The following is a 22,554-nucleotide window of genomic DNA, read 5'->3' on the forward strand; positions in this document are numbered from 1 at the left end:
AACCCGCGATTTTCTGATTTCAGGGAACTTTGGATGAACGCAGCCGTAATAGCGATAGCCGCAATAGCCCTTTACCTGCTCGGGTACAGGTATTACTCGAAGTTTATTTCCGAAAAAGTCTATGGGGTAAGGGACGGAGAGCCCACTCCCGCCCACCAGATGCGGGATGGCGTGGATTACGTTCCGGCCGGAAGACATATTCTCTTTGGCCATCATTTCGCGTCAATAGCGGGCGCTGCGCCTATAATAGGGCCTGCCATAGCAGTGTTCTGGGGGTGGGTTCCGGCGATTATCTGGGTTGTATTCGGGACGATTTTCATCGGTGCCGTCCATGATTTCGGCGCCCTTGTCATCTCGGCGAGGAACAGGGGAAGATCCGTGGGGGATCTTGCCGGCATATTCATAAGTCCGAGGGGAAGAACCCTTTTCCTTCTCATGGTCTGCTTTCTGGTCTTTTTCGTTATAGCCGTTTTCGCCTACGCGATTGCGGTTCTTTTCGTAAGCTTTCCCGCGAGCGTACTTCCCGTGAACTTCCAGATACTGGTGGCACTTGTTATAGGGTTTCTCTTCTACAAAAGAGGGGTTCCCATCCTGTGGCCATCGATAATCGCGCTTGCGCTTCTTTACTTCATGGTCTGGGCGGGAACCAGGTTTCCCCTGACCATCCCCGAGGTGATGGGAAGCCAGGTGGTGACGTGGGTAATTATTCTCATGGTCTACTCATTTGTGGCCTCGGTTCTCCCCGTGTGGATGCTTCTCCAGCCTAGGGACTACATAAACGGAATCCATCTTTTCGTGGGTCTCGCGATACTTATAACGGGGATAATGGTTGCGCATCCCGAGATGCAGGCCCCGGCCATTAACTTTGCCGCCGACGGGCTTCCCGTGCTTCCGTTCCTTTTCATAACCGTTGCGTGCGGAGCGGTAAGCGGATTCCACGGTCTTGTCGCGAGCGGAACCACCTCGAAGCAGCTTGACAGGATGCGGGATTCAAGATTCGTGGGTTACGGGGGTATGCTGGGGGAGGGCACCCTTGCCATGATAGCTACCCTAGCGGTCGCGGCGGGAATAGAGCGTAGTGAATGGCTTAAGCACTATCATTCGTGGGAATCGGCATCAAGCGGCGGCATAGCGAATTTCGTCATGGGAACTTCGAGCTTTCTTACCTCAATCCATATTCCCGAGGTACTGGGAACCACCCTTATAAGCGTGATAGTAATAAGTTTCGCGGCGACTTCCCTTGATACCGGGGCCAGGATACAGAGGATCGTTATAGGGGAACTCGGGGAAGCCTACGGAATCAAGGCTCTTAAAAACAGGTATATCGGGGCATTTTTCGCCATTGTGCCTCCACTTGCTCTTGCGCTTTTTGCGCAGGTTCCCGGCAAGGGGCCAGGCTCGGGCGGATTTCTGCTCTGGCCTCTTTTTGGCGCTACAAACCAGCTGATAGCCGGAATCACGCTGCTTCTGATTACCCTTTACCTAAAAAGATCGAAAAAACCGTTTATCTACACGTTTGTGCCGATGGTTTTTCTGGTGGCCATGACTACTGCCTCCATATTTTTCAACCTTAAGTATTTTCTGGATAACGCGCTTCTTTTCGGTCTCTCGGCGATAATGCTCGTTCTTGCCGTCTGGCTGATTTTTGAGGCTGCAGTCGTGTCGAGGAAAACCCCCGGCGACGGCTGAGACCCTGCGTTACATTTCCTTTCTGTCCCGAAGCGCCTTGCCAAGCGTGAGTTCGTCTATGAACTCTATGTCTCCGCCGACGGGTATTCCGTAGGCTATTCTCGAGGTTTTGATCCCGAGGGACTTTATTGTTCTTGAGAGGTAAACCGCGGTGGCTTCGCCTTCGACGTTTGTGCCGGTCGCGACTATTATCTCTCTTATATCCTCACGCCCCGCTCTCGCTAGAAGTTCTTTTATCCGGAGGTCTTCTGGGCCTACGCCTTCAAGAGGAGAGATCACCCCGTGGAGGACGTGGTATTTTCCCCGAAACTCCCCGCTTCTCTCAATTGCCAGCAGGTCAAGTGGTTCTTCAACGACGCAGAGGACCTGCGGGTCTCTTGAAAGATCCGAGCAGATCGCGCACGGGTCCTTTTCCGTGAAGTTAAAGCACGTGCCGCATGTGCTTACGTCGGATTTGGTTCTGATTATTGCGCTTGAGAGGCTGCACGCGTAGGCTTCCGATGATCGGAATATGTGAAATGCAAGGCGTGTCGCGTTTTTTTCGCCGATTCCTGGAAGTTTGGAAAGTTCTTCTATTAGTCTTGAGATCGGCTCGGGAAGGCCGGTTCTTGGCATCTTAGATAAGCCCCGGCGGAAGCCCCATGCCGGCGGTGAAGCGCGAGACTTCGTCTTTCATAAGCTCCTGTCCCTTGTAAAGGGCCTCGTTTACAGCAGCTGTCACTAGGTCCTGTAGCATCTCAATGTCGGTTTCGCTTATTATTTCGGGCTCTACGACTATTGATACTATCTCCCCCTTTGCCTTTGCGGTAACCGTGACCATTCCGCCTCCGGAAGAAGCCTCCACGGTCTTTTCCCCGGCCTCGTTCTGAAGGCGCTCCATCTGCTCCTTCATTTTCCCCATCTGCTTCATGATGTTTTTCATGTTTCCGCCTAGTTTCATTTTTTCACCCCTGGCTTAAATTTTTTCTTTTTATCACGCTGGCGTCAAACTGCCGGATTGCGTAGTTAACTATCTCGTCCTCTGCGGGATCAGGCTTTCTTGAGGGGCCACCGGTTCCGTTAATCCCCTCATCGTTTATGGTATCCACCTCGATCTTTACTTTCCCAACGCCTAGCATCTCCTTTAGTATCTCTCTTAATTTTCCTGATTTTTTAAGTTCTTTTTCATGATTTATGCCGTTTTTAAGAAATTTTATGCTTACCCGGTTCCCACTTACTTCAAGCAGGTGGGCCTGGGCAAGTTTTCTTGCTAAAAACTTGTCTTTGCCGTGGACAAAGTTGACGATCTCCTGTTTTGCGGGACCGTCGCCCGAGGTTTGCTCCCCGGCCGCAGACGCAGGTGTTTGCTTTGCCGGTTTTTCGTTTTCGCCCGCGTCTTTTTCTTCAACGTGCTTGCTCTCTTTCTCCGCGGGTTTGTCTTCCCGTTTCTCGGGACGGCGCTCTGCGGTTTTAGTCTGTCCTCCAGGGGAGCCCGGTGTTTTTCCCGTGCCGGAAGCCTGCGGAGACAGTCTCTCAAGCCTTTTCAGGATGTCGTCTATCTTCTCTACTTTTCCGACGGTGCTCATCTTTACAAGCGCGAGTTCAAGCACGATTTCCGGGTAAAAGGAGCCGCGTATTCTCTCTCCCCCGTCGATTATTATGTTAAAGAGAAGCTCTACGGTTTCCGTGGATTCGTCTTTTACCAGTTCTGAAAGCTCGTCCTTTTCATCCGGGGACAGGTCGGAGGTAAAATCCTTGCCGCAGATTTTAAGGTAGAGCAGGTTCCTGAACATGTAAATGATGTCCTGGGCCATTCTCCTGGGGCTTATCCCCTTCGACGCTGCGTTTCGCACGAGCTCCACGCATTTTGCCGGCTCCTTGGCGAAAACGGCTCTTAGGACGCTTTTGAGCGACTCGTTATCCGGTATGCCGAGCAGGCCTATCACGTCCTTGTGGGTTATTTTATCTTCGAAGGACACGGTCAGCTGGTCAAGCAGACTCAGTGAATCCCTCATGCTTCCCTCAGATTCCCTTGCGATCAGGTAGAGGGTTTCCGTATCGATTTTTATCCCCTCCGCCTTTGTTATTTTCTCGAGAGACTCCTTTATTTTCTCGACAGGTATTTTCTTGAAGTCGTATCTCTGGCAGCGGGACATAATGGTCGGGGGAACCTTGTGGGCCTCCGTGGTCGCCAGTATGAAGATCGCGTGCTCTGGGGGCTCTTCCATTATCTTAAGGAGGGCGTTAAAGGCCGATTGGGAGAGCATGTGCACTTCGTCGATTATGTAGACTTTTTTTCTTGCGGAAGCCGGGGAGTATTTAACGCTCTCTATGATCTCGCGAACGTCGGCCACGCCCGTGTGCGACGCGGCGTCGATCTCTTGCACGTCAAGCGATTTTCCCTCCGATATTCCCTCGCAACTTGGGCACTGGTCCGTTGAGCAGGGGGATCTCTCCCCGTCTTTTCTCTCGCAGTTTATGGCCTTGGCGACGATTCTCGCCGTGGATGTTTTTCCCGTGCCTCTCGGGCCGGCGAAAAGCAGTGCGTGGGCTATCTTCCCGGATTCGATTGAGTTTCTGAGGGTGACGGCGGGGAATTCCTGACCTATCAGGTCTTCGAAAGTCTGGGGGCGCCACTTGCGGGCGAGTACTCTATATGCCATTTTATTAAAACCAGCGACCAGGTATCCGTAACGCACGGAGGTTTTTGCTACCGTTGCTCCCTTCCGGGCCTGGCGGGGTTCGCAAGCCCCAGTCGTACGGGCCCGGCCACTGGATTGCATTCTCCAAACATATGAACCATCGCGACTCGGTAGGTAATCAATCTACACAAAAACGGCTTTTTTAGAAATGCGCGGTCGGGAATTTCGTTCTATATCAGGGGAAAATGGTACAATGTTACGGTTGGCGGATCTCCCTCGCAATGCCTTTTTACTTGGATTGTTTATTTCCCTGCAAGGCTTCACTTGCATTGAACAAAAGATAAATAAGATTTTAATAAACCATCTGTATATAAAATCGTGGGATACTATAAGTAAAAGTCGGAATCAGTTGGAGGTAAAAGCGCATGCATGTAAAAAACATTGACGATATAGAAAGCGAGGTTCTGGAGTCTGCCAATGGCGTTTCAAGGCAGATGCTAATAGGCCCTGAGGAGGGTCCTAATTTCTCTATGAGAAAACTTGTCATCGAACCCGGGGGCGGCATTCCCGCTCATACAAGCGGCGCCGAGCATGAGCAGTATGTTCTTGGCGGCACAGCAAGGGTTGGAATCGGGGACCAGGTTTACGAGGTCGCAAAGGGCGACGTGGTGTTTATCCCCGCCGGAGAGCCGCACTGGTATGAAGCTTACGGAGAGGAACCTTTTGAGCTTCTGTCGGTTTTGCCGAATAAAGACAACGAGATGGTTTTCACAAAATAGCCGCTCCAGAAAAGACAGGAAAGGCTGATGCCCGCTCGTTAAGGTCAGCCGGGACTGCATATAATTCCCTAAATGTCTATGGAACAATCCGTCTTTTCTGTGCTATAATAAAATTATGTATGTAAAGAAAGTTAAAGAAGTAGAGAGTACGATTATCGGAGCAGGGCAGGGTACTTCAAGGCAGGTTCTCATCAGCCCAGAGGAAGGTCCAAATTTCGCGATGAGAAAATTTGTTATGCAGCCTGGAGGTGATATCCCCGCTCATACCAACGCAGTTGAGCATGAGCAGTACGTGCTTGGCGGCAGGGCGAAAATTGGAATCGGAGACGAAGTGTATAACGTCGAGAAGGATGACGTAGTCTTTATTCCTGCCGGGATTCCTCACTGGTATGAAGTTGAGGGTGACGAGCCTTTTGAGTTTCTGTGTCTTGTGCCGAATCTTGAAGACAAGATAGAACTTATTAATAAGTAAGCTTGAAGTTCGGGATTCCCCCCTTTTCAGGGTTCTTTCTTATTTTCTGCGAGCGATGGTTTTGCCCGAACCCGCTGAATCGCTTCGGAGATCCATAGTTTGTTCAATAATGCCTTTCTGAGATAGTCACATACCGGTGTGCTATCGCCTATTCCTGCTGAGCGAAAACCGAGACATGCCGTGCGGTGGGATACTGTCTTTTCTTGATATGGCTTCTGTTGCCACTTTTCCTTGTTTTTTCCATGACGACGGATTATCTTTCGAAATGGCGGAGAGAGTGGGATTCGAACCCACGAGGGAGCGTAAACCCCCTACACGCTTTCCAGGCGTGCACCTTCGGCCACTCGGTCATCTCTCCGTACAGTTTTCTGTTCTAATGACACTACGGAACTGTCGTTTTTTCGGGAGTTTCATAAACAATTTTCCGCAGCTTGTGAAAAACCCTCTCTAGTTTAACAAGAGAATCGGGGTTTGTTAAACTATCAAAATGCCAGAGAAATGGAAGCTTCAAAAGAGCACTCCACTCAACGACTACAGAATTTTTTCGACGAAAAAGAAAAGCACCATCTCGCCCAAAGACGGTACCGTCCACGACTTCTACGTAATGGATGCTCCCGACTGGGTTAACATTATCGCCGTTACGCCCGCCGGTGAAATCGTTTTAATAAAGCAGTTTCGCCACGGCACCGGAGAGATCACGCTTGAGATCCCGGGCGGAATGATCGATCCGGGGGAAAGTCCTGCTGAGTGCGCGCGCAGAGAGCTCCTTGAGGAAACCGGGTTCACCTCCACTCAGTGGGAGCAGATAGGGTGCGTCAGGCCGAACCCGGCCTTCATGTCGAACTCCTGCTTTACCTTCCTTGCATCTGGGTGCGAGCGGACGTCGGAACCGTTTTTTGACACTACAGAAGACATAGAAACCCTGCTTGTCGCTCCGCAGGAAATAAAACGATACATAAGGGAAGGCACCATAGATCACTGCATAGTGATAGCGGCGTTCGGGTTTTACTTTCTCAGGGAGTGATCCTGTTGATTTCTCCGGGTTTAGCGAGAATAATAGTCCCCTATCTTAAGGGCGGGTGGCGGAATAGGTAGACGCGACGGCCTCAAAAGCCGTTGGGCTTTAGCCCGTGAGGGTTCGATTCCCTCTCCGCCCAGAAAAAAGCTTCCGCTTCCCTCTCTCTAAACCTCCGTATCCTCAGTACCTGGCCATTTCCGAGTCGTACTTCTCAGCCCACTCGTCTATGCCGCCCTTCAGGTTCTTAACCTTGCTGAAACCCTGCTCGGCAAGGAAAGTCGCAGCCTTCATGCTTCTCCCACCGTGGTGGCAGTGAACGACTATGTCGTCCTTGGGGTCAAGCTCGTCCGTTCTGTCCTTGAGTTCGCCGAGGGGAATAAGCCTTGAGCCCTCGATATTGCATATCTCGTACTCATGGGGCTCTCTCACGTCGATCAGAACGAAGTTGGCCTCGTTTTCCTTGATAGAGCTGAACTCCTCAACGGTTATCTCCTCGACCTTGGGTTTTTCCTCTTCGACCTCTTCGCCTCGGCCGATACCGCAGAACTCCTGGTAGTCTATGAGTTCGGTCACGGTCGCATTCTCGCCGCAGACGGGGCAGTTGGGATCCTTTCGGAGCTTCAGTATCCTTGGCTCCATGTTGAGGACGTCAATAAAGAGAAGCCTTCCTATAAGGGGTGTTCCCTCGCCGATTATAAGCTTTACGACCTCTGATGCCTGAATGGTTCCCACGACTCCGGGCAGTATTCCCAGCACTCCTCCTTCGGCGCAGCTCGGCACGAGTCCCGGGGGAGGGGGCTCCGGATAGAGACACCTGTAGCAGGGGCCTCTTTTCGCGTCGAACACGCTTACCTGACCCTCGAACCTGAAGATGCTTCCGTAGACGTTTGGAATTCCGAGGAAAACGCAGGCGTCGTTTGTGAGATACCTCGTGGCGAAATTGTCCGTTCCGTCGACGACCACGTCATAGTCTTTCATTATGTCCATGGCGTTGTCCGAATTCAGCATCTCGTTATAGGTAACGATATTGGTATCGGAGTTAAGCTCAAGGAGTCGGTCCCTTGCGGATTCCACCTTGGGAGTGCCAACGGTCTTCTCGCTGTGGATCACCTGCCTTTGCAGGTTGCTGAAATCCACAACGTCGAAGTCCAGTATTCCCAGTGTGCCGACCCCCGCGGCCGCGAGGTATAGAGCAAGCGGAGACCCGAGCCCTCCGGCACCGATACAGAGGACCTTTGAGTTTTTGAGTTTTTTCTGTCCCTCAATGCCGACTTCGGGCATTATAAGGTGCCTGCTGTACCTGGTTATCTCCTGATTGCTCAAGTCCATTTTGAATACCTTCCTTGCGATCTAAAATATTCAGACAGTAAAGTTAGTACATGATTTGCGTATTTTCAAACCGCAAACGCAACTTTCCCGTCAGTTAAAAAACGGGATTTTTCCCCAGGAAACAAAATAACCGGATTCTGAATTCCCTTAGGAAGTCTTTATTACGTTTGTTGCGGTGGGTCCTTTTTTGCCTTGAGTGATCTCAAAGCTTACTTCGTCACCCTCATTGAGAGTCTTGTAACCCTCGCCCTCAATAGCGGTGTAGTGAACGAAAACATCATCCTGCACTTCGTTGGATGTTATAAATCCATAGCCTTTGGAGCTATTAAACCATTTTACAGTTCCCTGCATTTATAATACCTACCTCTAAATTAATATTTGCGGGATTATTCCACACCTCTATTGCTTTGTCAAACTGTATCTCCTCCGTCTCCAGAGAAAATCCTGGGTACGGAGGAGTCCATACAGTAGTCCTCAAAGTGTTTCGCTGTATACCTGCGTGGATCTCAAATCCGCGCAAAGCGAATCCTTAAGCAGGCACAACGTTTGTTGCGGTGGGTCCTTTTTTCCCTTGAGTGATCTCAAAGGTTACTTCGTCGCCTTCATTGAGAGTCTTGTAACCCTCGCCCTCAATAGCGGTGTAATGAACAAAAACATCATCCTGTACTTCGCTGGATGTTATAAATCCATAGCCTTTGGAGCTATTAAACCATTTTACAGTTCCCTGCATTATAATACCTACCTCTAGAAATTTAATATCCGCGGGATTATTCCAGACCTCTATCGCTTTGTCAAACAGAATTTTTCCTTCTGTAGGAAGAATTCTAGGTTAGGAGGAAACTATATAGTGGTTCTCAGAGCTTTTCGCAGTATAATTACGTGCATCTCAAATCCGCACAAAGCGGATTCTTAAGCAGGTATAAAATCAATGGAAGACAGGAAGAAAAAAAGAATCTACATTTTCTGCGTAGCGCTGTTTCTGCTCGGAGGGGGGCTTTTCTTTTATAACGTAGTGAAAAGTTTCACGGGACTCGGCGCGACGCTTAACGAATACGCTTTTCCGGGAAGCCACTCAATCAGGCTTGAGGAAAAAGGGGTTTATTCAATCTACCACCAGTACAAGAGCGCTTTCGATGAAGGAGAGACAGGCGGGGACTCCGTCGATGAGAGCTCGATAGTCGTTTACCTGAGAAAAGCTTCCGACGCGGAAAACGTGGAACTCAAGGTGCCCGATTCTAAGAAAAGGTACAGTTACATGGGAAAGAGGGGAGTGAAGATATTCGAGTTCGAAAACCCCGGGGCGACAGATTACGTGATCCAGTCTTTTACAAGTGTAGCTTCGCAACCACCCCTGTACACATTGGTTGTTGAGCGCGGCTTCGAGATAACAAGGCTCAAGGGGATACTTATCTCCCAGGCGTTTTTGCTTGTACCGACCCTTTTCGCGATAATACTTTTCATGCGCACCTACATAAGGAGCTGACCAAGGCGCATGTTCAGAGACGTAAAATCCCGGGTTCTAGCTTTTGACATAGAGTGGGTTCCCGACCCCGAGTCGGGAAAGGCCGCGTACGGACTTCCAGAGGATATGTCCGATCGCGAGGTGATCGAGTTCATGTGGCAGCAGGGCGGGGCGACCGAGGAAGAGCCGATGCCGTTTCTCAAGACGGTCCTCTCGAAAATAGTTTCCATCTCGATGGTCTTCCGGGAAGCAGAGAGAGACGGAACGGCTTCAAGGCTCAAGCTTCACTCGATTCCGTCGATTCCGACCTCTGAAGAGGATTGCTCGGAGAGAAGAATCATAGAAGACTTTTTCAGGATTCTCGACAAGCACCACCCGCAGCTCGTGGGATATAACTCCTCGGGTTCCGACATACCGATTCTTGCCCAGAGAATGATCAAGCACGGACTCCAGGGTGGTTTTTTCACGCAGAGACCTAACAGGCCTTGGGAAGGAGCCGATTTTTTTGCCCGCGGAAGCGACTGGAACGTCGATTTGATGCGTTGCGTAAGCGCCTGGGGGAAAGGCACCCCGTCTCTTCACGAAATATCGGTTGTGAGCGGAATCCCGGGCAAGATGGAGGGGGTGGATGGAAAGCAGGTTGCTCCGATGTGGCTTGAGGGAAGGCTTGACGAGATAGTCGCCTATAACGAGTGCGACGCTCTTACTACATATCTTCTTTGGCTCAGGATGGCCCACTCGATCGGACACTTCGATTCAGAGCAGTACGCGGAGGAGCAGCGGCTGCTTCGCCATATGATAAGGCAGGAGGCCGAGAGCCCCGAAAGGCGACGGCACCTTCTGGTTTACCTCTCAAAGTGGGAGAGCCTGAGCGGGGCAGGGGCGGATGAATAAGCAGATCGACAGCCGCAACATTGCCGTCCTTTCCTTCTACAAGTTCGTTGATCTTGACGGCCTTTTCGAAATAAAGAACTCCCTGCTCTCGCTTTGCGGGGAAAACGGCATAAACGGCACCTTCATTCTCGCTTCTGAGGGAATAAACGCCACCGTGGCGGGTCCCCGGGAGGGCATAGACGGGCTTATTGCCCATCTTGAGAGCGACACCAGGCTCTCGGGCGCGCGGTACAAGCTTAGTTACAACAAGAAAAGCCCGTTTCACCGGCTTAAGGTGAAATTCAAGAAGGAATTGGTCCCCATGGGCGTAAGCGGCATAAAGCCGCAGCGTCTCTCGGGGCAGCGCATACCGCCCGAGCAGTGGAACGAGCTTATAAGCCGCTCCGACGTGCTCCTTATAGACACAAGAAACGATTACGAAAACCGCGTCGGAACCTTCAGGGGCGCCGTGAATCCCGAGACGGAGCACTTCAGGGAGTTTCCCGAGTACGTGAGGAAAAACCTCGACCCCGCGGAGCACAAGGAGGTTGCGATGTTCTGCACGGGCGGGATAAGGTGCGAGAAAGCGACATCCTATCTTCTCGAGCGGGGATTTCAGCGGGTGTATCAGCTTGAAGGAGGGGTGCTTTCCTACCTCGAGCGGGTTCCGCGCGAGCAGAGCCTCTGGGAAGGGGAGTGTTTCGTGTTTGACGACCGCACCTCGGTCGGCCACGACCTTTCTAGGGGAATCTGGAGCACGTGCAGAAACTGCAGGGCCCCCGTATCTCCGGAGGACAGGGAATCCGAGGAGTTCCGTGAGGGAATATCGTGCCCCCGCTGCCACGCAAAGCTTACTCCAGAGAGGATTTCATCGCTTGAGGAAAGACAGAAGCAGATGAGGCTTGCCAGAGAGAAAAACCGCAAACATCTCGGGGCCGTAATAAAAAGAGGGAGCGCGAAACGGGCGCAGGGTTAATCTCGGGCTTCGAGCTCGTCCTTTAAGATCTTGTAGTCTATGCTGTCGACAAGAGCTTTCCAGCTCGCTTCCACTATGTTGTCGGAAACCCCCACCGTGCTCCATCTCTTCTCCCCGTCTCCCGATTCCACAAGCACCCTTACCACGGAGTCGGTACCGCCCGACCTCGACACTACCCTCACCCTGTAATCGAACAGCCTCAGGGTCTTAAGACTCGGGAAGAATTTCTCAAGCGATTTCCGAAGCGCCCTGTCTATCGCACTTACGGGGCCGGTTCCCCTTGCCACTGTATATTCCGTGACGCCGTTTACCCGGACTTCCGCGGTGGCCTCCGAGAGCGGCTCCTCGTCACCTTCCCGTTTTTCGACCAGTGTCCGGGTGTTTTTCAGGTAAAACCGCTTTTTGTATGTTCCGAGGGTTTTTCTCACCAGCAGTTCAAAGGACGCGTCCGCCCCTTCGAACTCGTAACCCTGGTTCTCCAGAACCTTAAGTTCGTTCAGTATCTCGAGGATTCTTTCGTCCTTGGGGTCTATTTCCACTCCCAGTTCCTGGGCCTTGTAGGCTATGTTGGCCCGTCCGGAGAGGTCAGAGACCAGCACCCGCCTCCTGTTGCCGACGCTCTGGGGCTCTACGTGCTCGTAGGTGTCTGAATTCTTCATTACGGCGCTTACGTGTATTCCCCCTTTGTGAGCGAAGGCACTCTCACCGACAAATGCCTGTTTCTTAAGAGGTGCAAGATTGGTGAGCTCATGAATGAAGTGGGACACGGAATAGAGTTTTTTCAGGTTCTCTGCGGAGATGGAATCCATCCCGAGCTTCAGGGCGATATTCGGTATTATGGCGCAGAGATTGGCGTTTCCGCACCGCTCCCCGTAGCCGTTCATGGTTCCCTGGACCTGGGACGCTCCCTCCCTTACGGCGTAAAGGGTGTTAGCGACCCCGACTTCGCTGTCGTTATGGGTGTGTATTCCCAGGCTCGGGTTATCGAACATGCCGTTAACTTCCCTTATGGCGCCCTCGACGTCCCAAGGCATGGAGCCGCCGTTTGTGTCACATAAAACGACCGTGTCGACTCCCGCCCCGTAGGCGGTCTCAAGAACCTTCGCCGAGTACTCGGAGTTTCTCTTCCAGCCGTCAAAAAAATGCTCGGCGTCAAAAAACACCTTGTCCACGTGGCGTTTCAGGTACTTGATCGAGTCGTGTACGAGCTCGAGGTTCTCTTCAAGCCCTATTTTGAGAGCTTCTGTGACTTGGAAGTCCCAGCTTTTCCCGACGATCGTCACGACCGGGGTTTCGGCCTCCAGAAGCGCCTGTATGCTAGCGTCTTCCTCGCAGCTTTTCCTTGCGCGTCTTGTGCTTCCGAAAGCCGCGACGCTCGCGTTTTTAAGCCCAAGTTTCTTCGCTTCCTCAAAATACCCCTTGTCCCTCTCGTTAGAGCCGGGCCATCCGCCCTCGATGTAATGCACCCCGAGGTCATCCAGTCTTTGCGTTATCCGGATCTTGTCGTGTATGGAAAAGGATATGTTTTCCCCCTGGGTTCCGTCACGCAGGGTCACGTCGTATATCTCAACGGTTCTCGAATTACTCATCGGTTTTTCCAAGATTAAAGGCGTTGTGAAGAGTTCTTACTGCGGTCTCCGTGTCTTTTTCCTCAAGCACGCAGGAGATTTTTATTTCCGAAGTGCTTATCATCATAATGTTAATTCCCTCGTTTGCAAGGGTCTTGAACATGCGCGAAGCCACTCCGGAGTGGGTCTTCATCCCCAATCCCACCAGGGAGACCTTGGAGATAAGGTTGTCGGAGAGCACCTGCTTTCCCCCTAGCTCCCGGGCCATCTTCTCAGAGAGTTCTATTGATTTCTTGAAATCCGACTTGGGCACGGTGAACGTGAGGTCGGTAAACCCTTCCGTGCTCACGTTCTGAACGATCATGTCGACCACGATGTTATTGTCCGCTAGCGACGAGAAGAGCTTGGCCGCTATGCCGGGCTGATCGGGCACCTGGGTCACGGTGATCTTAGCCTGATCCCTGTCGTAAGAGACTCCCGATACCAGAACTTCTTCCATGGATTTCATAACTTTTTCCTCATCCAAGACCCACGTTCCTTCGTCCTCGGGACTCGGAGTTGACTTAACATGTATAGGCACTTTAAATTTTTTTGCAAATTCCACCGCGCGGGCCTGAAGCACCTTGGAGCCCAAGGACGCCATCTCGAGCATCTCGTCATAGGAGATACAGTTGAGTTTTCTCGCGTCGGGACAGACCCCGGGATCCGTGGTGTATACCCCGTCCACGTCATCCTTGTAGAGTTCGCACGCGTCGGCTCCCATCACGGCCGCGAGCGCCACCGCGGTCAGGTCGGAGCCTCCGCGCCCGAGCGTGGTAAGATTCCCGTTCTCGTCGACTCCCTGGAATCCCGCTACTACGACCGCTTTCTTTTCACCCAGGGCGACACGGATGTTCCTGTCGTCAATCGATTTTATCTTCGCCTTGGAGTAAATGTTGTCGGTGGTGATCCTTATCTGGTGTCCCTGGAAAGATATCGCGTCCTGCCCGAGCGATTTTATAGTCATCGCCACGAGGCCGGAGGATACCTGCTCCCCGCTTGAGGTTATAACGTCAAACTCCCTTTCATCGGGAGGATCCATTATCTCTTTTGCGAGGCCGACCAGCCTGTCGGTTTCCCCAGCCATGGCGGAAACCACCGCTATCACGTCGTTTTTCTTCTTTTTCGTTGCTACGATGTGCTCGGCTACGCGCCTTATTTTCTCGATGCTAGCAACGCTTGTTCCGCCGTATTTCTGAACGACAAGAGCCATTTTCCCTTACCTGCAACCTTTATTGTTCTCGATTCCTCATCCCCTCGGGGCGGGAATTGGATATCAATTATAACAGCGTTTCCCGGTAATACATCCCGCACCTTGTCCGCCCATTCCACGACGGAAACTCCGTCTCCGTAGAAAAATTCCTCATAGCCCGTATCCTCGAACTCCGCCCCGCCAGACAGTCTGTAGACATCGAAGTGAAAAAGAGGCACGCTGCCTTCGTAGCAGTTCATTATGACGAATGTGGGGCTGTTGGGTTCCTCCTCTATTCCCAGGCCGCGGGCAAGGCCCTTGGCAAAAACCGTTTTTCCCGCCCCGAGATCTCCCGTGAGTCCCACTACGGAGCCCCGGGGTATGAGTTTCCCCATTATCTCGCCGCAAAGCATAGTCTGCTCGGGTTTGCTTACTTCTAGTAGGAATGCGGGGTCCATGGGAACTATCTTACCGTGGCGAAATGCCTTTCTTCCGTGGATGAGATGACGGAATTTCTTGAAGCGGGGATTTTACGCGATATTTCAGAGGCGGTAAAGCCCGCGGTGCCCGTTTCATCTAAAAGAAGGTCGGCCGCGTGGCCGTGGAGGAAGACGCCGAGCAGGCAGGACTGAAGGGGGTCGTATCCCTGGGCCGCGAGTCCCCCGATTATTCCCGTAAGCACGTCTCCGGTTCCGGCCGTGGCCATGGCGGAATTTCCGGTCGGGTTTATGAACACCTCCCCGCCGGGGGTGGAGACGACCGTTCTCGCTCCCTTAAGAACGACGTAGCAGCCGTATTTTTCGGAAAAACGGGTCGAGATCCCGACGCGGTCATCCTGCACCTGTTTTGTTCTTACGCCGCAGAGTCTTGCCATTTCCCCTGGGTGCGGGGTTGTTATCGCGGGAATTTTCGTTTTCCTTAGAATCTCGGGGTTCTTTGAAATTATGTTAAGAGCGTCGGCATCGAGCGTGACCGGCACTTCGCACTGGGTTATCACCTTCTCAAGAAACTTCCCTGCGCTTTTGGAGGTCGATATCCCGGGGCCGACGGCAAGCGCCGTCTTTTTGCCTTCAAGTTCCCGGAGCACCTCTTCGTAGGCGTCGGGATGGAAGGTTCCGTCCTTTGAGTCCTTAAGCGAAACGGACATTACCTCGGTTGTCTTTTCCTCAACAGCCGGGGATATGCTTTTTGGAACCCCTAGGGTTACGAGTCCGCTTCCGGCGCGAAGGGCTGCCTCAGCAGAGAGGACCGCAGCCCCGCTTTTTCCCGGAGAACCTGCAAGCACGAGAAGATGTCCGTAGGTTCCCTTGTGTGAATCGGCGGCCCTTTTTTTAATGAGGCCCCGACATTTTTGAAACGTGAGAAGTTCAAGGGGAAGATCCTCCCAAAGCGTCTTGGGGATTGTTATGTCCGTTACGCAGAGTTTTCCCGAGTAATCCACTCCCGGGTGAATGCACATCCCGAGTTTAGCCGGGGCGAATGTGACGGTAACGTCGGCCTGCACCGCTGCCCCGAGAGGGCGCCCCGTATCGGCGTCAAGTCCCGAGGGTATATCGACGGAAATGCGCCGGGCGCTCTGGCGGTTTATGAATTTTATGAGTTTCTCGTAAAATCCTTCCACCTTCCTGTCGAGCCCGGTACCGAAGATGGCGTCGACTATGACTTCCGTATCCTTTATCCTGGGAAGCTTTCCGCCGAGCTCCCTTACGTCGGCTTCGATCTCGAGAAGCGAGTCGAGGTTCGTTTTCGCATCACCTCTGTAGCGTTCCTTTTTCTCTGTGATGTGGACGCTTATTTCCTTTCCCGAGGAAATAAGATGGCGCGCGATTACGAAACCGTCCCCGGCGTTGTTTCCGGCGCCGCAGATAACCGCCATCTTCTTTGCGGAGGGACACTCGGCGAGGATGACCGACGCCACGGCTCTTCCGGCGTTCTCCATCAGCACGACGCCCGGAACTCCGAATTCCTCAATCGTCCTTCGGTCTATTTCCCTTGAGATCTGCTTGGTCGAGAGTTTCATGGTTCTCTGGGACTGGTCCCCCGGATTTGCCTATTTCCCCATACCGCCTGCTCCGGTGGGTCTTGTATCTCCGAGGTTTTCTATATGCGCGCTGATAAATTCCTCGGCGTGATCAAAGCAGAAATAATAGGAAAGAAGGGTACTGCCGCTTCGGTTAACCGTGATCAGCTGGTAGTGGCGACTGCAGATATCCATTCCGCACCTGACGCACTGCTTGATCTGGTTTCTTTCTCCCGAAAGTTCGCACTGCTCCCCTCCGGGACTTACGTGATCACACTGGTAGATTTCAACTTCTATTGTTTTTACCGACAAGTGCTTTACCTCCCCTTGGTTTCTTCATTAATTATACAGTTTTGCGTAAGTGTTTGGTAAATCACACGGATAATTTATAATAAATGGGAAGGATAGAGTTTATGATACATCCAAGACAGGCCCTAAACGGCACATTAAAATATTTCTACATAAAGGCCACCGGAAGGCCGAAACTCCTCAATCTTGAGATAACAAAGCTTTGCAACGCCCGCTGCGATTTCTGCGACTACTGGCAGACAAAACACGAAGAGCGTCTTTCTGACTACACTCCCGTAATAAAGAAAATAAACCCCCTCGTCACGGTTATCACGGGCGGGGAGCCTATGATCAGGAAGGATCTTCCCGATATCGTGAGACAGATAAAGGGATGCTCCATATTCATTTTCACTTCCATGGTCACCAAGGGAGATTTCCTTACCGAGGACAAAACTGAAGAGCTCTTCGACGCGGGGATGGATCAGATAGCCGTTTCCCTTGATTTTCCGGGCGAAAAGCACGACACATACAGAGGCATTCCGGGTCTCTGGAAAAAGCTGTCAGAAACCCTGCCCGAACTGGCGGAGCGGTTTCCCGACAAAAGCCTCGTGCTTAACACCATAATAATGGAAGACAATCTCGACGAGGTGATCGAGATAGCGAAGAAAGCCAGGGAGTGGGGCATAGCCATATCCTTCAGTTCCTACTCGGTCATGAAAACCAACAACGAAGACCACTTCGTGAAAAGGGAAGCTCTCTCGAAGGTAAGTGACCTTGTAGAGGAACTGATCGCGCTTCGAAAGAAGTGGAAGGGAACGATACTCTCAACCGAGTACTACCTGAGGGAAATCCCGGGCTATTTCGAGAGGGGGAGCGTCCCCGACTGTCTGGCCGGCATCAATCAGATACACGTTACCCCAAGCGGGCACCTGAAACGCTGCTCGGAAATGCCCGTGGCTGCCCACTACAGCGAATACAGACCGGATCTTTACGAAAAAACCAAGTGCACTTCCTGCTGGTACAGCTGCAGGGGTGAGACCCAGAGCCCGGCGAACGTCAAGAGGGCCATGGAATACATGGGAATCTATATCTAGGTTCTCTGCGCTTTCCAGTCGGTGCCGCCCGGGCGGTCTTCAAGCACGATTCCCTTGGAACTTAGGTAGTCCCTTATTTCATCGGCCTTTTTCCAGTTCTTTTCTTCTCTGGCCGAGTTTCTCTCCTCTATAAGTTTCTCTATCTCAAAGGGGCCTATGTCTGAGAGGTTGGCGGTGGACTTTCTTTTCTCCATGTACTCGGCCGGTTCCTCGGAGAGCACTCCGAGCACTCCGCATATCTCCTTTATCTTCTCAAGCGCGAGAGTCGCGCTTTGAGTCTTTCCCACCGAGTCAAGCGACCTGTTAATCGAGCGTATCAGATCAAAAAGGCTTCCCACCACGTCGGCAGTATTGAAGTTGTCGCTCATCGAGGAGTGAAAATCCTCCTCGAATTTCCGGATCGAACTTTCAAGTGCGGGGTCAGAGCCCTTGGCTTCCCGCGCCTCTGCGGCTCTCAGCAGGGCAAGGTAAATCCTCTCAAGCGCCGCCTCGCTGTCATGCATGCTTTTTTCCGAGAAATCGGCCGGGTTCTGGTAGTGGTGCGAGAGGAAGAAGAGCCTTATGGCCTCCGGGGACCATCTCTTTGTTGCCTCAGAAAGCGTGAAGAAGTTCCCCAGGGACTTTGACATCTTCTCCTTGTTTATTCTTATCAGGCCGTTATGAAGCCAGTACTTTGCAAACGGCTCTCCGGAGGCGGCCTCTGACTGGGCTATCTCGTTTTCGTGGTGCGGGAAGATGAGGTCTTTTCCCCCTCCGTGTATCTCGAAATTCGTTCCCAGATACTCCATGCTCATAACGGAGCACTCTATGTGCCATCCGGGCCTTCCGTCTCCCCACGGGCTTTTCCAGGCAGGCTCGCCGGGTTTTGATTCCTTCCAGAGCGCGAAATCAAGGGGGTCTTCCTTTTCCTCGTTTACGTCTATTCTCACGCCTTCAAGCATGTGATCAAGCGACCTGCAGGAGAGCTTTCCGTAGTCCGGGAATTTTCTTACGGAGAAAAAGACGTTGTTGCCCGAGCGGTAAGCGAAGCCCTTTTCCATTATCTTCTCTATGAGCGCTATTATCTGCTCCAGATGCTCGGTTACCCGGGGCTCGACGTCTGGAGTCTCAACCCCTATCGAAGCCATGTCCTCTCTGTATTCCTTTATGTACTTCTCGGATATCTCATCGCAGCTTACACCTTCCTGGTTTGAACGGGTTATTATCTTGTCGTCTATGTCGGTGTAGTTCCTCGCGAACAGCACGTCGTAGCCGGTGTATCTGAGAAATCTCTGTATCACGTCAAAAGATACCGCCGAGCGGGCGTGTCCCAGATGAGCGGAGTCATACACCGTGGGACCACAGACATACATACGGATTTTGTCTCCCTCAAAGGGAATGAGATCTTCTTTTTTCTGCGAAAGAGAATTGTAGATTTTTATTCTGGGAGGTTTTTTCTGCATGTTTTCGGGGAGATCGCAGCGGGGTTTCCCCATCCCTCGGTATTTTTGAAAGGAAAATTCTACGTATTCGTTTCTTAAATTCAAGAGACGAGTTGCTTTTGAGAAGTTTGAAACCGGCATTGTTCTGCACTCTCTTGAAGCTAAAACCTTTTTGCTTTTAGAGAACATCCGTTTGACATTATCGTAAGTTTTGTACATATATATGCACGATTAAGTGATGAAAATAATTGTATGGAAACTCGAACTGACCGGATCAGGCGCAGGCTGCAAAAAGATGGATGGTATCTGGCACGTCATGGTTCTGGTCACGATGTCTATAAACACCCTAGCATTCAAGGAATCATTACTTTGCCACGACACAGAAAAGTGTCTCCGGGTGTTGTCCGCTCCATAGCGAAGAAAGCAGGGTGGATGGACTGATAATATATTTGGATAGGATACGGTTATGGTTAGATATCCCGCGTTGATTGACGGAGAAAAAGGAGCCTACGGTGTTTCGTTTCCGGATATTCCCGGCGTTGTAGCAATGGGATCAACCGTGGACGAGGCGTTGTTAAACGCCGAAGAAGCACTTCGGGGCTACGTAATTGAGACGGAAAAAACCGGAGATGAGCTTATCTCTCCGAGTTTGATCGAAGAAGTTGAAACTCCTGCCGGCAGTGCGCTCGTTTCGATACCGCTTGTCCGTCTTTCAGGGCATAGCATACGTGCCAATTTTATGCTGGATGAGGGAGTTCTAGCTTATATTGACGGCGAAGCGCGCCGCCGTGGCATGACGCGGACTAAGTTTGTGGAGTGGATGACGCGGCGTATCGCCCAGATGGGTGGGTGATCTTTCAAAAATACAACACCAGAGGAATTTTGTAGAAGGTGAAAAATGCTATTGAAACTGATTTTTGTAGTTGCATTTTTGTTTTTCTCCCCGCATGTTGCGGGGGCAGGAAACGATTGCCCTGACGCAGGCAAAGACCTTTACGCTTGGTGGCAGTGCATGGAGAAAGCCCATAATGCGGCTTTACAGGCAAACCCTGACTCCTGCGGGCCGGGAATGGGGTTAGGGAAAACGTTAACAGAAAAAGCACTGAAGGCTAGGAACCTGAGAGTGTTAGGCTTTCAAAGAGAACTTCGAGAAGAGGGGATAGTTTACGATACAACATCCGAGACCGTTTCTCCAAGCGACCCTGATTACGAGGGCGGATATATTTCCCCCGAAAAATGGAACATTTTGCCGCTGGGGGACAAACAGGCAGTGGCAACAGTCTTGGCTATCTATCGAGACTGCCTTATGGCTTTCCCCAAAAGGGAGAAATGGAGTATGAACATAAAAATCTACGACGTTTATACCGGCAAGGAAATGGGGAGACTCTCCCCCGCCGGTTACAAGGACAAGTAAATGAGAATCTGGAACACGCAGGCCCGATCATACCGCTTTCTGGAAGCGATTCAGAAAGAGAACGAGCGGGGGGAGTACCCTGCGGGAATCGAAATTATACGCTTGGACGGAGAGTTCGATTCCAGGACGGGTGGACGCTCTAGGGTGCGGCGGTTCTACACGACTCTTTCCCTGCTTGAGAAGTACGGACTGGTGAAGGACGTATCCACCTACGGCGGAGTGAAGCGGTATGCGATCACCCGGGATATGTCCTTCCGACAGTGGCAAATATGCCTTCAGAACAGCCATATCCATTGAAAACAGAAGAATACGCGTACTCTACACCCTCGGACTCAGGCATTTTTACGAGAATTTCCTTTAGGAAGCGTACCAGACGAATACTACGATTATCTCGCGGACGGAATATCATTGGATGATCTTTACAGCAGATACCCCGAAAAATCCCTCGCTGCGGATAGTTCCACATGGAAATGTACCTTGGGTGAGGAATCGCCGGGCAATGTGAAAAAGAACCGGAACGTCTCTTTTTGGCTTTCGAAAATAAATTTCCGCCAAACCCTTGCCAAAGCAAAACCGTCCGTTAGTATGATGGCTCACCTTCATTTTTTTGTTTGAAGTTGTTTTGTTTTTCTTGTTCTTTTTAAATTGACAATTTCCGGTGGGTGAGTACTATACTCTACCCATTTTGATAACTTGATCTTTGAAAATTTAATAGCAGATGATAGCGGGCGAACTAGAGCAGTATCCGTAAATTCTTTTAAATTCTTATGAAGAGTTTGATCCTGGCTCAGAGCGAACGCTGGCGGCACGCCTAACACATGCAAGTCGAGCGAGAAAGTGACTTCGGTCGCGAGTAAAGCGGCGAACGGGTGAGTACAACGTGGATAATCTACCCTAGGGTCTGGGACAACCCCGAGAAATCGGGGCTAATACCGGATAAGACCACAGTATCCAAGGATACAGCGGTAAAAGATTTATCGCCTTTGGATGAGTCCACGCCCCATCAGGTAGTTGGTAAGGTAAAGGCTTACCAAGCCTAAGACGGGTAGCCGGCCTTAGCGGGTGAACGGCCACATGGGGACTGAGACACGGCCCTGACTCCTACGGGAGGCAGCAGTGGGGAATATTGGGCAATGGGCGAAAGCCTGACCCAGCGATGCCGCGTGAGGGATGAAGGCCTTCGGGTTGTAAACCTCTGTCAGGAGGGACGATGGGACACTTGTGTCTTGACGGTACCTCCAGAGGAAGCCCCGGCTAACTCCGTGCCAGCAGCCGCGGTAATACGGAGGGGGCAAGCGTTGCTCGGAATTACTGGGCGTAAAGGGTCCGCAGGCTGTCAGGCAAGTTGGTTGTGAAAGCTCAAGGCTTAACCTTGGAATTGCATCCAAAACTGCCTGACTAGAGTCCAAGAGAGGTTGGCGGAATTCCCGGTGTAGCGGTGAAATGCATAGATATCGGGAGGAACACCAGAGGCGAAGGCGGCCAACTGGCTTGGTACTGACGCTCAGGGACGAAAGCGTGGGTAGCAAACCGGATTAGATACCCGGGTAGTCCACGCCCTAAACGATGGATGCTAGGTAGGGGGAATTTAATTCTCCCTGCCGTAGTTAACGCATTAAGCATCCCGCCTGGGGAGTACGGTCGCAAGGCTGAAACTCAAAGGAATTGGCGGGGGCCCGCACAAGCGGTGGAGCACGTGGTTTAATTCGATGCTAAGCGAAAAACCTTACCAAGACTTGACATGTTAACTTAAGCCTATACGAAAGTATGTGGTGGTTCCGGGCTTGCCCGGAACAGTTATCACAGGTGCTGCATGGCTGTCGTCAGCTCGTGCCGTGAGGTGTCCGGTTAAGTCCGGTAACGAGCGCAACCCCTATCTTTAGTTGCCATCACTTCGGGTGGGCACTCTGAAGAGACTGCCAGCGACAAGCCGGAGGAAGGTGGGGACGACGTCAAGTCATCATGGCCCTTACGTCTTGGGCTACACACGTGCTACAATGGCTAGTACAATGGGTCGCAAACTCGCGAGGGTGAGCCAATCCCATCAAAGCTAGTCTCAGTTCAGATTGCAGGCTGCAACTCGCCTGCATGAAGTTGGAATCGCTAGTAATCGTGGATCAGCATTGCCACGGTGAATACGTTCCCGGGCCTTGCACACACCGCCCGTCACACCACGAAAGTCGGTTCTGCCCGAAGTAGCTGTGCTAACCTTCGGGAGGCAAGTTCCTAAGGTAGGGCTGGTAATTGGGGTGAAGTCGTAACAAGGTAGCCGTAGGGGAACCTGCGGCTGGATCACCTC

At 51.7% G+C, this 22,554-nt stretch carries 23 protein-coding genes, 2 tRNA genes, 1 rRNA gene and 1 other RNA gene; 13 read left to right on the forward strand and 14 right to left on the reverse strand.

What is annotated here, in order from left to right; translation table 11 throughout:
- Positions 1-33 precede the first annotated feature (33 nt).
- Entirely contained in the window at positions 34-1,689 is a 1,656-nt protein-coding gene (locus tag OXG75_04840; GenBank protein MCY3625306.1) for a carbon starvation protein A, read from the forward strand.
- Positions 1,690-1,698: 9 nt separating this feature from the next.
- Here the strand turns inward: OXG75_04840 and recR are convergent, their stop codons facing one another.
- From recR to ffs, 4 genes are all read right to left on the reverse strand, one after another.
- Positions 1,699-2,304, reverse strand: a complete 606-nt coding sequence (gene recR / locus OXG75_04845) for a recombination mediator RecR (GenBank protein ID MCY3625307.1) — start codon at positions 2,302-2,304, stop codon at positions 1,699-1,701.
- Position 2,305: 1 nt separating this feature from the next.
- Positions 2,306-2,629 carry a YbaB/EbfC family nucleoid-associated protein gene (locus tag OXG75_04850; protein MCY3625308.1) on the reverse strand — a complete coding sequence of 108 codons (324 nt, stop codon included), beginning with the start codon at positions 2,627-2,629 and terminating at the stop codon, positions 2,306-2,308.
- Between the two features lie 4 nt (positions 2,630-2,633).
- Positions 2,634-4,331: a DNA polymerase III subunit gamma/tau gene (gene dnaX, locus OXG75_04855; GenBank protein MCY3625309.1), complete on the reverse strand. Its 1,698-nt coding sequence runs from the start codon at positions 4,329-4,331 to the stop codon at positions 2,634-2,636.
- Between the two features lie 11 nt (positions 4,332-4,342).
- Positions 4,343-4,440: signal recognition particle sRNA small type (ffs, locus tag OXG75_04860), an RNA gene on the reverse strand.
- A 295-nt stretch (positions 4,441-4,735) separates the two neighbouring features.
- Here ffs and OXG75_04865 point away from each other — a divergent pair.
- Positions 4,736-5,089 (forward strand): cupin domain-containing protein, encoded by a 354-nt coding sequence (locus OXG75_04865; protein MCY3625310.1) that lies wholly within the window; start codon positions 4,736-4,738, stop codon positions 5,087-5,089.
- Between the two features lie 115 nt (positions 5,090-5,204).
- Positions 5,205-5,561 (forward strand): cupin domain-containing protein, encoded by a 357-nt coding sequence (locus tag OXG75_04870; protein MCY3625311.1) that lies wholly within the window; start codon positions 5,205-5,207, stop codon positions 5,559-5,561.
- Between the two features lie 266 nt (positions 5,562-5,827).
- On the opposite strand, the gene OXG75_04875 is transcribed toward OXG75_04870, so the two are convergent.
- Positions 5,828-5,919 (reverse strand) — tRNA-Ser (locus tag OXG75_04875).
- 129 nt (positions 5,920-6,048) lie between these two features.
- Here OXG75_04875 and OXG75_04880 point away from each other — a divergent pair.
- Both OXG75_04880 and OXG75_04885 read left to right on the forward strand, forming a co-directional pair.
- On the forward strand, positions 6,049-6,585 hold the full coding sequence (locus OXG75_04880; protein ID MCY3625312.1) for an NUDIX hydrolase: 537 nt from the start codon (positions 6,049-6,051) through the stop codon (positions 6,583-6,585).
- Positions 6,586-6,634: 49 nt separating this feature from the next.
- Positions 6,635-6,718: transfer RNA gene (locus OXG75_04885), tRNA-Leu, on the forward strand.
- Between the two features lie 41 nt (positions 6,719-6,759).
- On the opposite strand, the gene moeB is transcribed toward OXG75_04885, so the two are convergent.
- The 3 genes from moeB to OXG75_04900 form a co-directional block, all read right to left on the reverse strand.
- Positions 6,760-7,908, reverse strand: coding sequence for a molybdopterin-synthase adenylyltransferase MoeB (gene moeB, locus OXG75_04890; GenBank protein ID MCY3625313.1), 1,149 nt, complete (start codon positions 7,906-7,908; stop codon positions 6,760-6,762).
- 147 nt (positions 7,909-8,055) lie between these two features.
- Complete coding sequence (locus tag OXG75_04895) at positions 8,056-8,259, reverse strand: cold shock domain-containing protein (protein ID MCY3625314.1); 204 nt, start codon at positions 8,257-8,259, stop codon at positions 8,056-8,058.
- 178 nt (positions 8,260-8,437) lie between these two features.
- Complete coding sequence (locus OXG75_04900) at positions 8,438-8,641, reverse strand: cold-shock protein (protein MCY3625315.1); 204 nt, start codon at positions 8,639-8,641, stop codon at positions 8,438-8,440.
- Positions 8,642-8,836: 195 nt separating this feature from the next.
- Here OXG75_04900 and OXG75_04905 point away from each other — a divergent pair, with 195 nt between their 5' ends.
- From OXG75_04905 to OXG75_04915, 3 genes are read left to right on the forward strand one after another with little or no spacing between them, the layout of a single operon-like run.
- The gene (locus OXG75_04905) at positions 8,837-9,391 is read left to right on the forward strand and encodes a hypothetical protein (GenBank protein ID MCY3625316.1); all 555 of its coding nucleotides are present in this window, start codon (positions 8,837-8,839) and stop codon (positions 9,389-9,391) included.
- Positions 9,392-9,400: 9 nt separating this feature from the next.
- Positions 9,401-10,264 (forward strand): hypothetical protein, encoded by an 864-nt coding sequence (locus tag OXG75_04910; GenBank protein ID MCY3625317.1) that lies wholly within the window; start codon positions 9,401-9,403, stop codon positions 10,262-10,264.
- Positions 10,257-11,219 (forward strand): rhodanese-related sulfurtransferase, encoded by a 963-nt coding sequence (locus OXG75_04915; protein ID MCY3625318.1) that lies wholly within the window; start codon positions 10,257-10,259, stop codon positions 11,217-11,219. The genes OXG75_04910 and OXG75_04915 overlap by 8 nt, the downstream gene beginning before the upstream one ends.
- Here the strand turns inward: OXG75_04915 and cimA are convergent.
- Genes cimA through OXG75_04940 form a run of 5 tightly spaced genes read right to left on the reverse strand, consistent with a single transcriptional unit; the run spans position 11,216 to position 16,350 of the window.
- Positions 11,216-12,808, reverse strand: coding sequence for a citramalate synthase (cimA, locus tag OXG75_04920; protein MCY3625319.1), 1,593 nt, complete (start codon positions 12,806-12,808; stop codon positions 11,216-11,218). The genes OXG75_04915 and cimA overlap by 4 nt on opposite strands.
- On the reverse strand, positions 12,801-14,039 hold the full coding sequence (locus OXG75_04925; GenBank protein MCY3625320.1) for an aspartate kinase: 1,239 nt from the start codon (positions 14,037-14,039) through the stop codon (positions 12,801-12,803). Before OXG75_04925 ends, cimA begins: the two co-directional genes overlap by 8 nt.
- Positions 13,982-14,476 (reverse strand): tRNA (adenosine(37)-N6)-threonylcarbamoyltransferase complex ATPase subunit type 1 TsaE, encoded by a 495-nt coding sequence (gene tsaE, locus OXG75_04930; GenBank protein ID MCY3625321.1) that lies wholly within the window; start codon positions 14,474-14,476, stop codon positions 13,982-13,984. Before tsaE ends, OXG75_04925 begins: the two co-directional genes overlap by 58 nt.
- 5 nt (positions 14,477-14,481) lie before the next feature.
- Positions 14,482-16,038: an NAD(P)H-hydrate dehydratase gene (locus tag OXG75_04935; GenBank protein MCY3625322.1), complete on the reverse strand. Its 1,557-nt coding sequence runs from the start codon at positions 16,036-16,038 to the stop codon at positions 14,482-14,484.
- A 30-nt stretch (positions 16,039-16,068) separates the two neighbouring features.
- Entirely contained in the window at positions 16,069-16,350 is a 282-nt protein-coding gene (locus tag OXG75_04940) for a hypothetical protein (GenBank protein ID MCY3625323.1), read from the reverse strand.
- 83 nt (positions 16,351-16,433) lie between these two features.
- Between OXG75_04940 and OXG75_04945 the strand changes: the two genes are divergently transcribed.
- Positions 16,434-17,420 carry a radical SAM protein gene (locus OXG75_04945; protein ID MCY3625324.1) on the forward strand — a complete coding sequence of 329 codons (987 nt, stop codon included), beginning with the start codon at positions 16,434-16,436 and terminating at the stop codon, positions 17,418-17,420.
- Here the strand turns inward: OXG75_04945 and cysS are convergent.
- Positions 17,417-18,862, reverse strand: a complete 1,446-nt coding sequence (gene cysS / locus OXG75_04950; protein ID MCY3625325.1) for a cysteine--tRNA ligase — start codon at positions 18,860-18,862, stop codon at positions 17,417-17,419. The genes OXG75_04945 and cysS overlap by 4 nt on opposite strands.
- 445 nt (positions 18,863-19,307) lie before the next feature.
- Between cysS and OXG75_04955 the strand changes: the two genes are divergently transcribed.
- The 4 genes from OXG75_04955 (at position 19,308) to OXG75_04970 (ending at position 22,554) form a co-directional block, all read left to right on the forward strand.
- Positions 19,308-19,694 carry a type II toxin-antitoxin system HicB family antitoxin gene (locus tag OXG75_04955; GenBank protein ID MCY3625326.1) on the forward strand — a complete coding sequence of 129 codons (387 nt, stop codon included), beginning with the start codon at positions 19,308-19,310 and terminating at the stop codon, positions 19,692-19,694.
- A gap of 51 nt (positions 19,695-19,745) precedes the next feature.
- Positions 19,746-20,255 (forward strand): hypothetical protein, encoded by a 510-nt coding sequence (locus tag OXG75_04960; GenBank protein ID MCY3625327.1) that lies wholly within the window; start codon positions 19,746-19,748, stop codon positions 20,253-20,255.
- Positions 20,256-20,552: a hypothetical protein gene (locus OXG75_04965; protein ID MCY3625328.1), complete on the forward strand. Its 297-nt coding sequence runs from the start codon at positions 20,256-20,258 to the stop codon at positions 20,550-20,552.
- Between the two features lie 467 nt (positions 20,553-21,019).
- A 16S ribosomal RNA gene (locus tag OXG75_04970) occupies positions 21,020-22,554 on the forward strand.

Source organism: Candidatus Dadabacteria bacterium, from assembly GCA_026705445.1.
Taxonomy (GTDB): Bacteria; Desulfobacterota_D; UBA1144; order Nemesobacterales; family Nemesobacteraceae; genus Nemesobacter.

What these genes read in the sequence shown, in the direction of transcription:
- cysS (MCY3625325.1), bottom strand. Translation starts at nt 18,862, where the DNA reads ATGCAGAAAAAACCTCCCAGAATAAAAATCTACAATTCTCTTTCGCAG.
- OXG75_04870 (MCY3625311.1), top strand. Translation starts at nt 5,205, where the DNA reads ATGTATGTAAAGAAAGTTAAAGAAGTAGAGAGTACGATTATCGGAGCA.
- OXG75_04915 (MCY3625318.1), top strand. Translation starts at nt 10,257, where the DNA reads ATGAATAAGCAGATCGACAGCCGCAACATTGCCGTCCTTTCCTTCTAC.
- tsaE (MCY3625321.1), bottom strand. Translation starts at nt 14,476, where the DNA reads ATGGACCCCGCATTCCTACTAGAAGTAAGCAAACCCGAGCAGACTATG.
- OXG75_04955 (MCY3625326.1), top strand. Translation starts at nt 19,308, where the DNA reads ATGGTTAGATATCCCGCGTTGATTGACGGAGAAAAAGGAGCCTACGGT.
- OXG75_04895 (MCY3625314.1), bottom strand. Translation starts at nt 8,259, where the DNA reads ATGCAGGGAACTGTAAAATGGTTTAATAGCTCCAAAGGCTATGGATTT.
- OXG75_04880 (MCY3625312.1), top strand. Translation starts at nt 6,049, where the DNA reads ATGCCAGAGAAATGGAAGCTTCAAAAGAGCACTCCACTCAACGACTAC.
- recR (MCY3625307.1), bottom strand. Translation starts at nt 2,304, where the DNA reads ATGCCAAGAACCGGCCTTCCCGAGCCGATCTCAAGACTAATAGAAGAA.
- OXG75_04850 (MCY3625308.1), bottom strand. Translation starts at nt 2,629, where the DNA reads ATGAAACTAGGCGGAAACATGAAAAACATCATGAAGCAGATGGGGAAA.
- dnaX (MCY3625309.1), bottom strand. Translation starts at nt 4,331, where the DNA reads ATGGCATATAGAGTACTCGCCCGCAAGTGGCGCCCCCAGACTTTCGAA.
- moeB (MCY3625313.1), bottom strand. Translation starts at nt 7,908, where the DNA reads ATGGACTTGAGCAATCAGGAGATAACCAGGTACAGCAGGCACCTTATA.
- OXG75_04865 (MCY3625310.1), top strand. Translation starts at nt 4,736, where the DNA reads ATGCATGTAAAAAACATTGACGATATAGAAAGCGAGGTTCTGGAGTCT.
- OXG75_04840 (MCY3625306.1), top strand. Translation starts at nt 34, where the DNA reads ATGAACGCAGCCGTAATAGCGATAGCCGCAATAGCCCTTTACCTGCTC.
- OXG75_04945 (MCY3625324.1), top strand. Translation starts at nt 16,434, where the DNA reads ATGGGAAGGATAGAGTTTATGATACATCCAAGACAGGCCCTAAACGGC.
- OXG75_04910 (MCY3625317.1), top strand. Translation starts at nt 9,401, where the DNA reads ATGTTCAGAGACGTAAAATCCCGGGTTCTAGCTTTTGACATAGAGTGG.
- OXG75_04925 (MCY3625320.1), bottom strand. Translation starts at nt 14,039, where the DNA reads ATGGCTCTTGTCGTTCAGAAATACGGCGGAACAAGCGTTGCTAGCATC.
- OXG75_04965 (MCY3625328.1), top strand. Translation starts at nt 20,256, where the DNA reads ATGAGAATCTGGAACACGCAGGCCCGATCATACCGCTTTCTGGAAGCG.
- cimA (MCY3625319.1), bottom strand. Translation starts at nt 12,808, where the DNA reads ATGAGTAATTCGAGAACCGTTGAGATATACGACGTGACCCTGCGTGAC.
- OXG75_04905 (MCY3625316.1), top strand. Translation starts at nt 8,837, where the DNA reads ATGGAAGACAGGAAGAAAAAAAGAATCTACATTTTCTGCGTAGCGCTG.
- OXG75_04935 (MCY3625322.1), bottom strand. Translation starts at nt 16,038, where the DNA reads ATGAAACTCTCGACCAAGCAGATCTCAAGGGAAATAGACCGAAGGACG.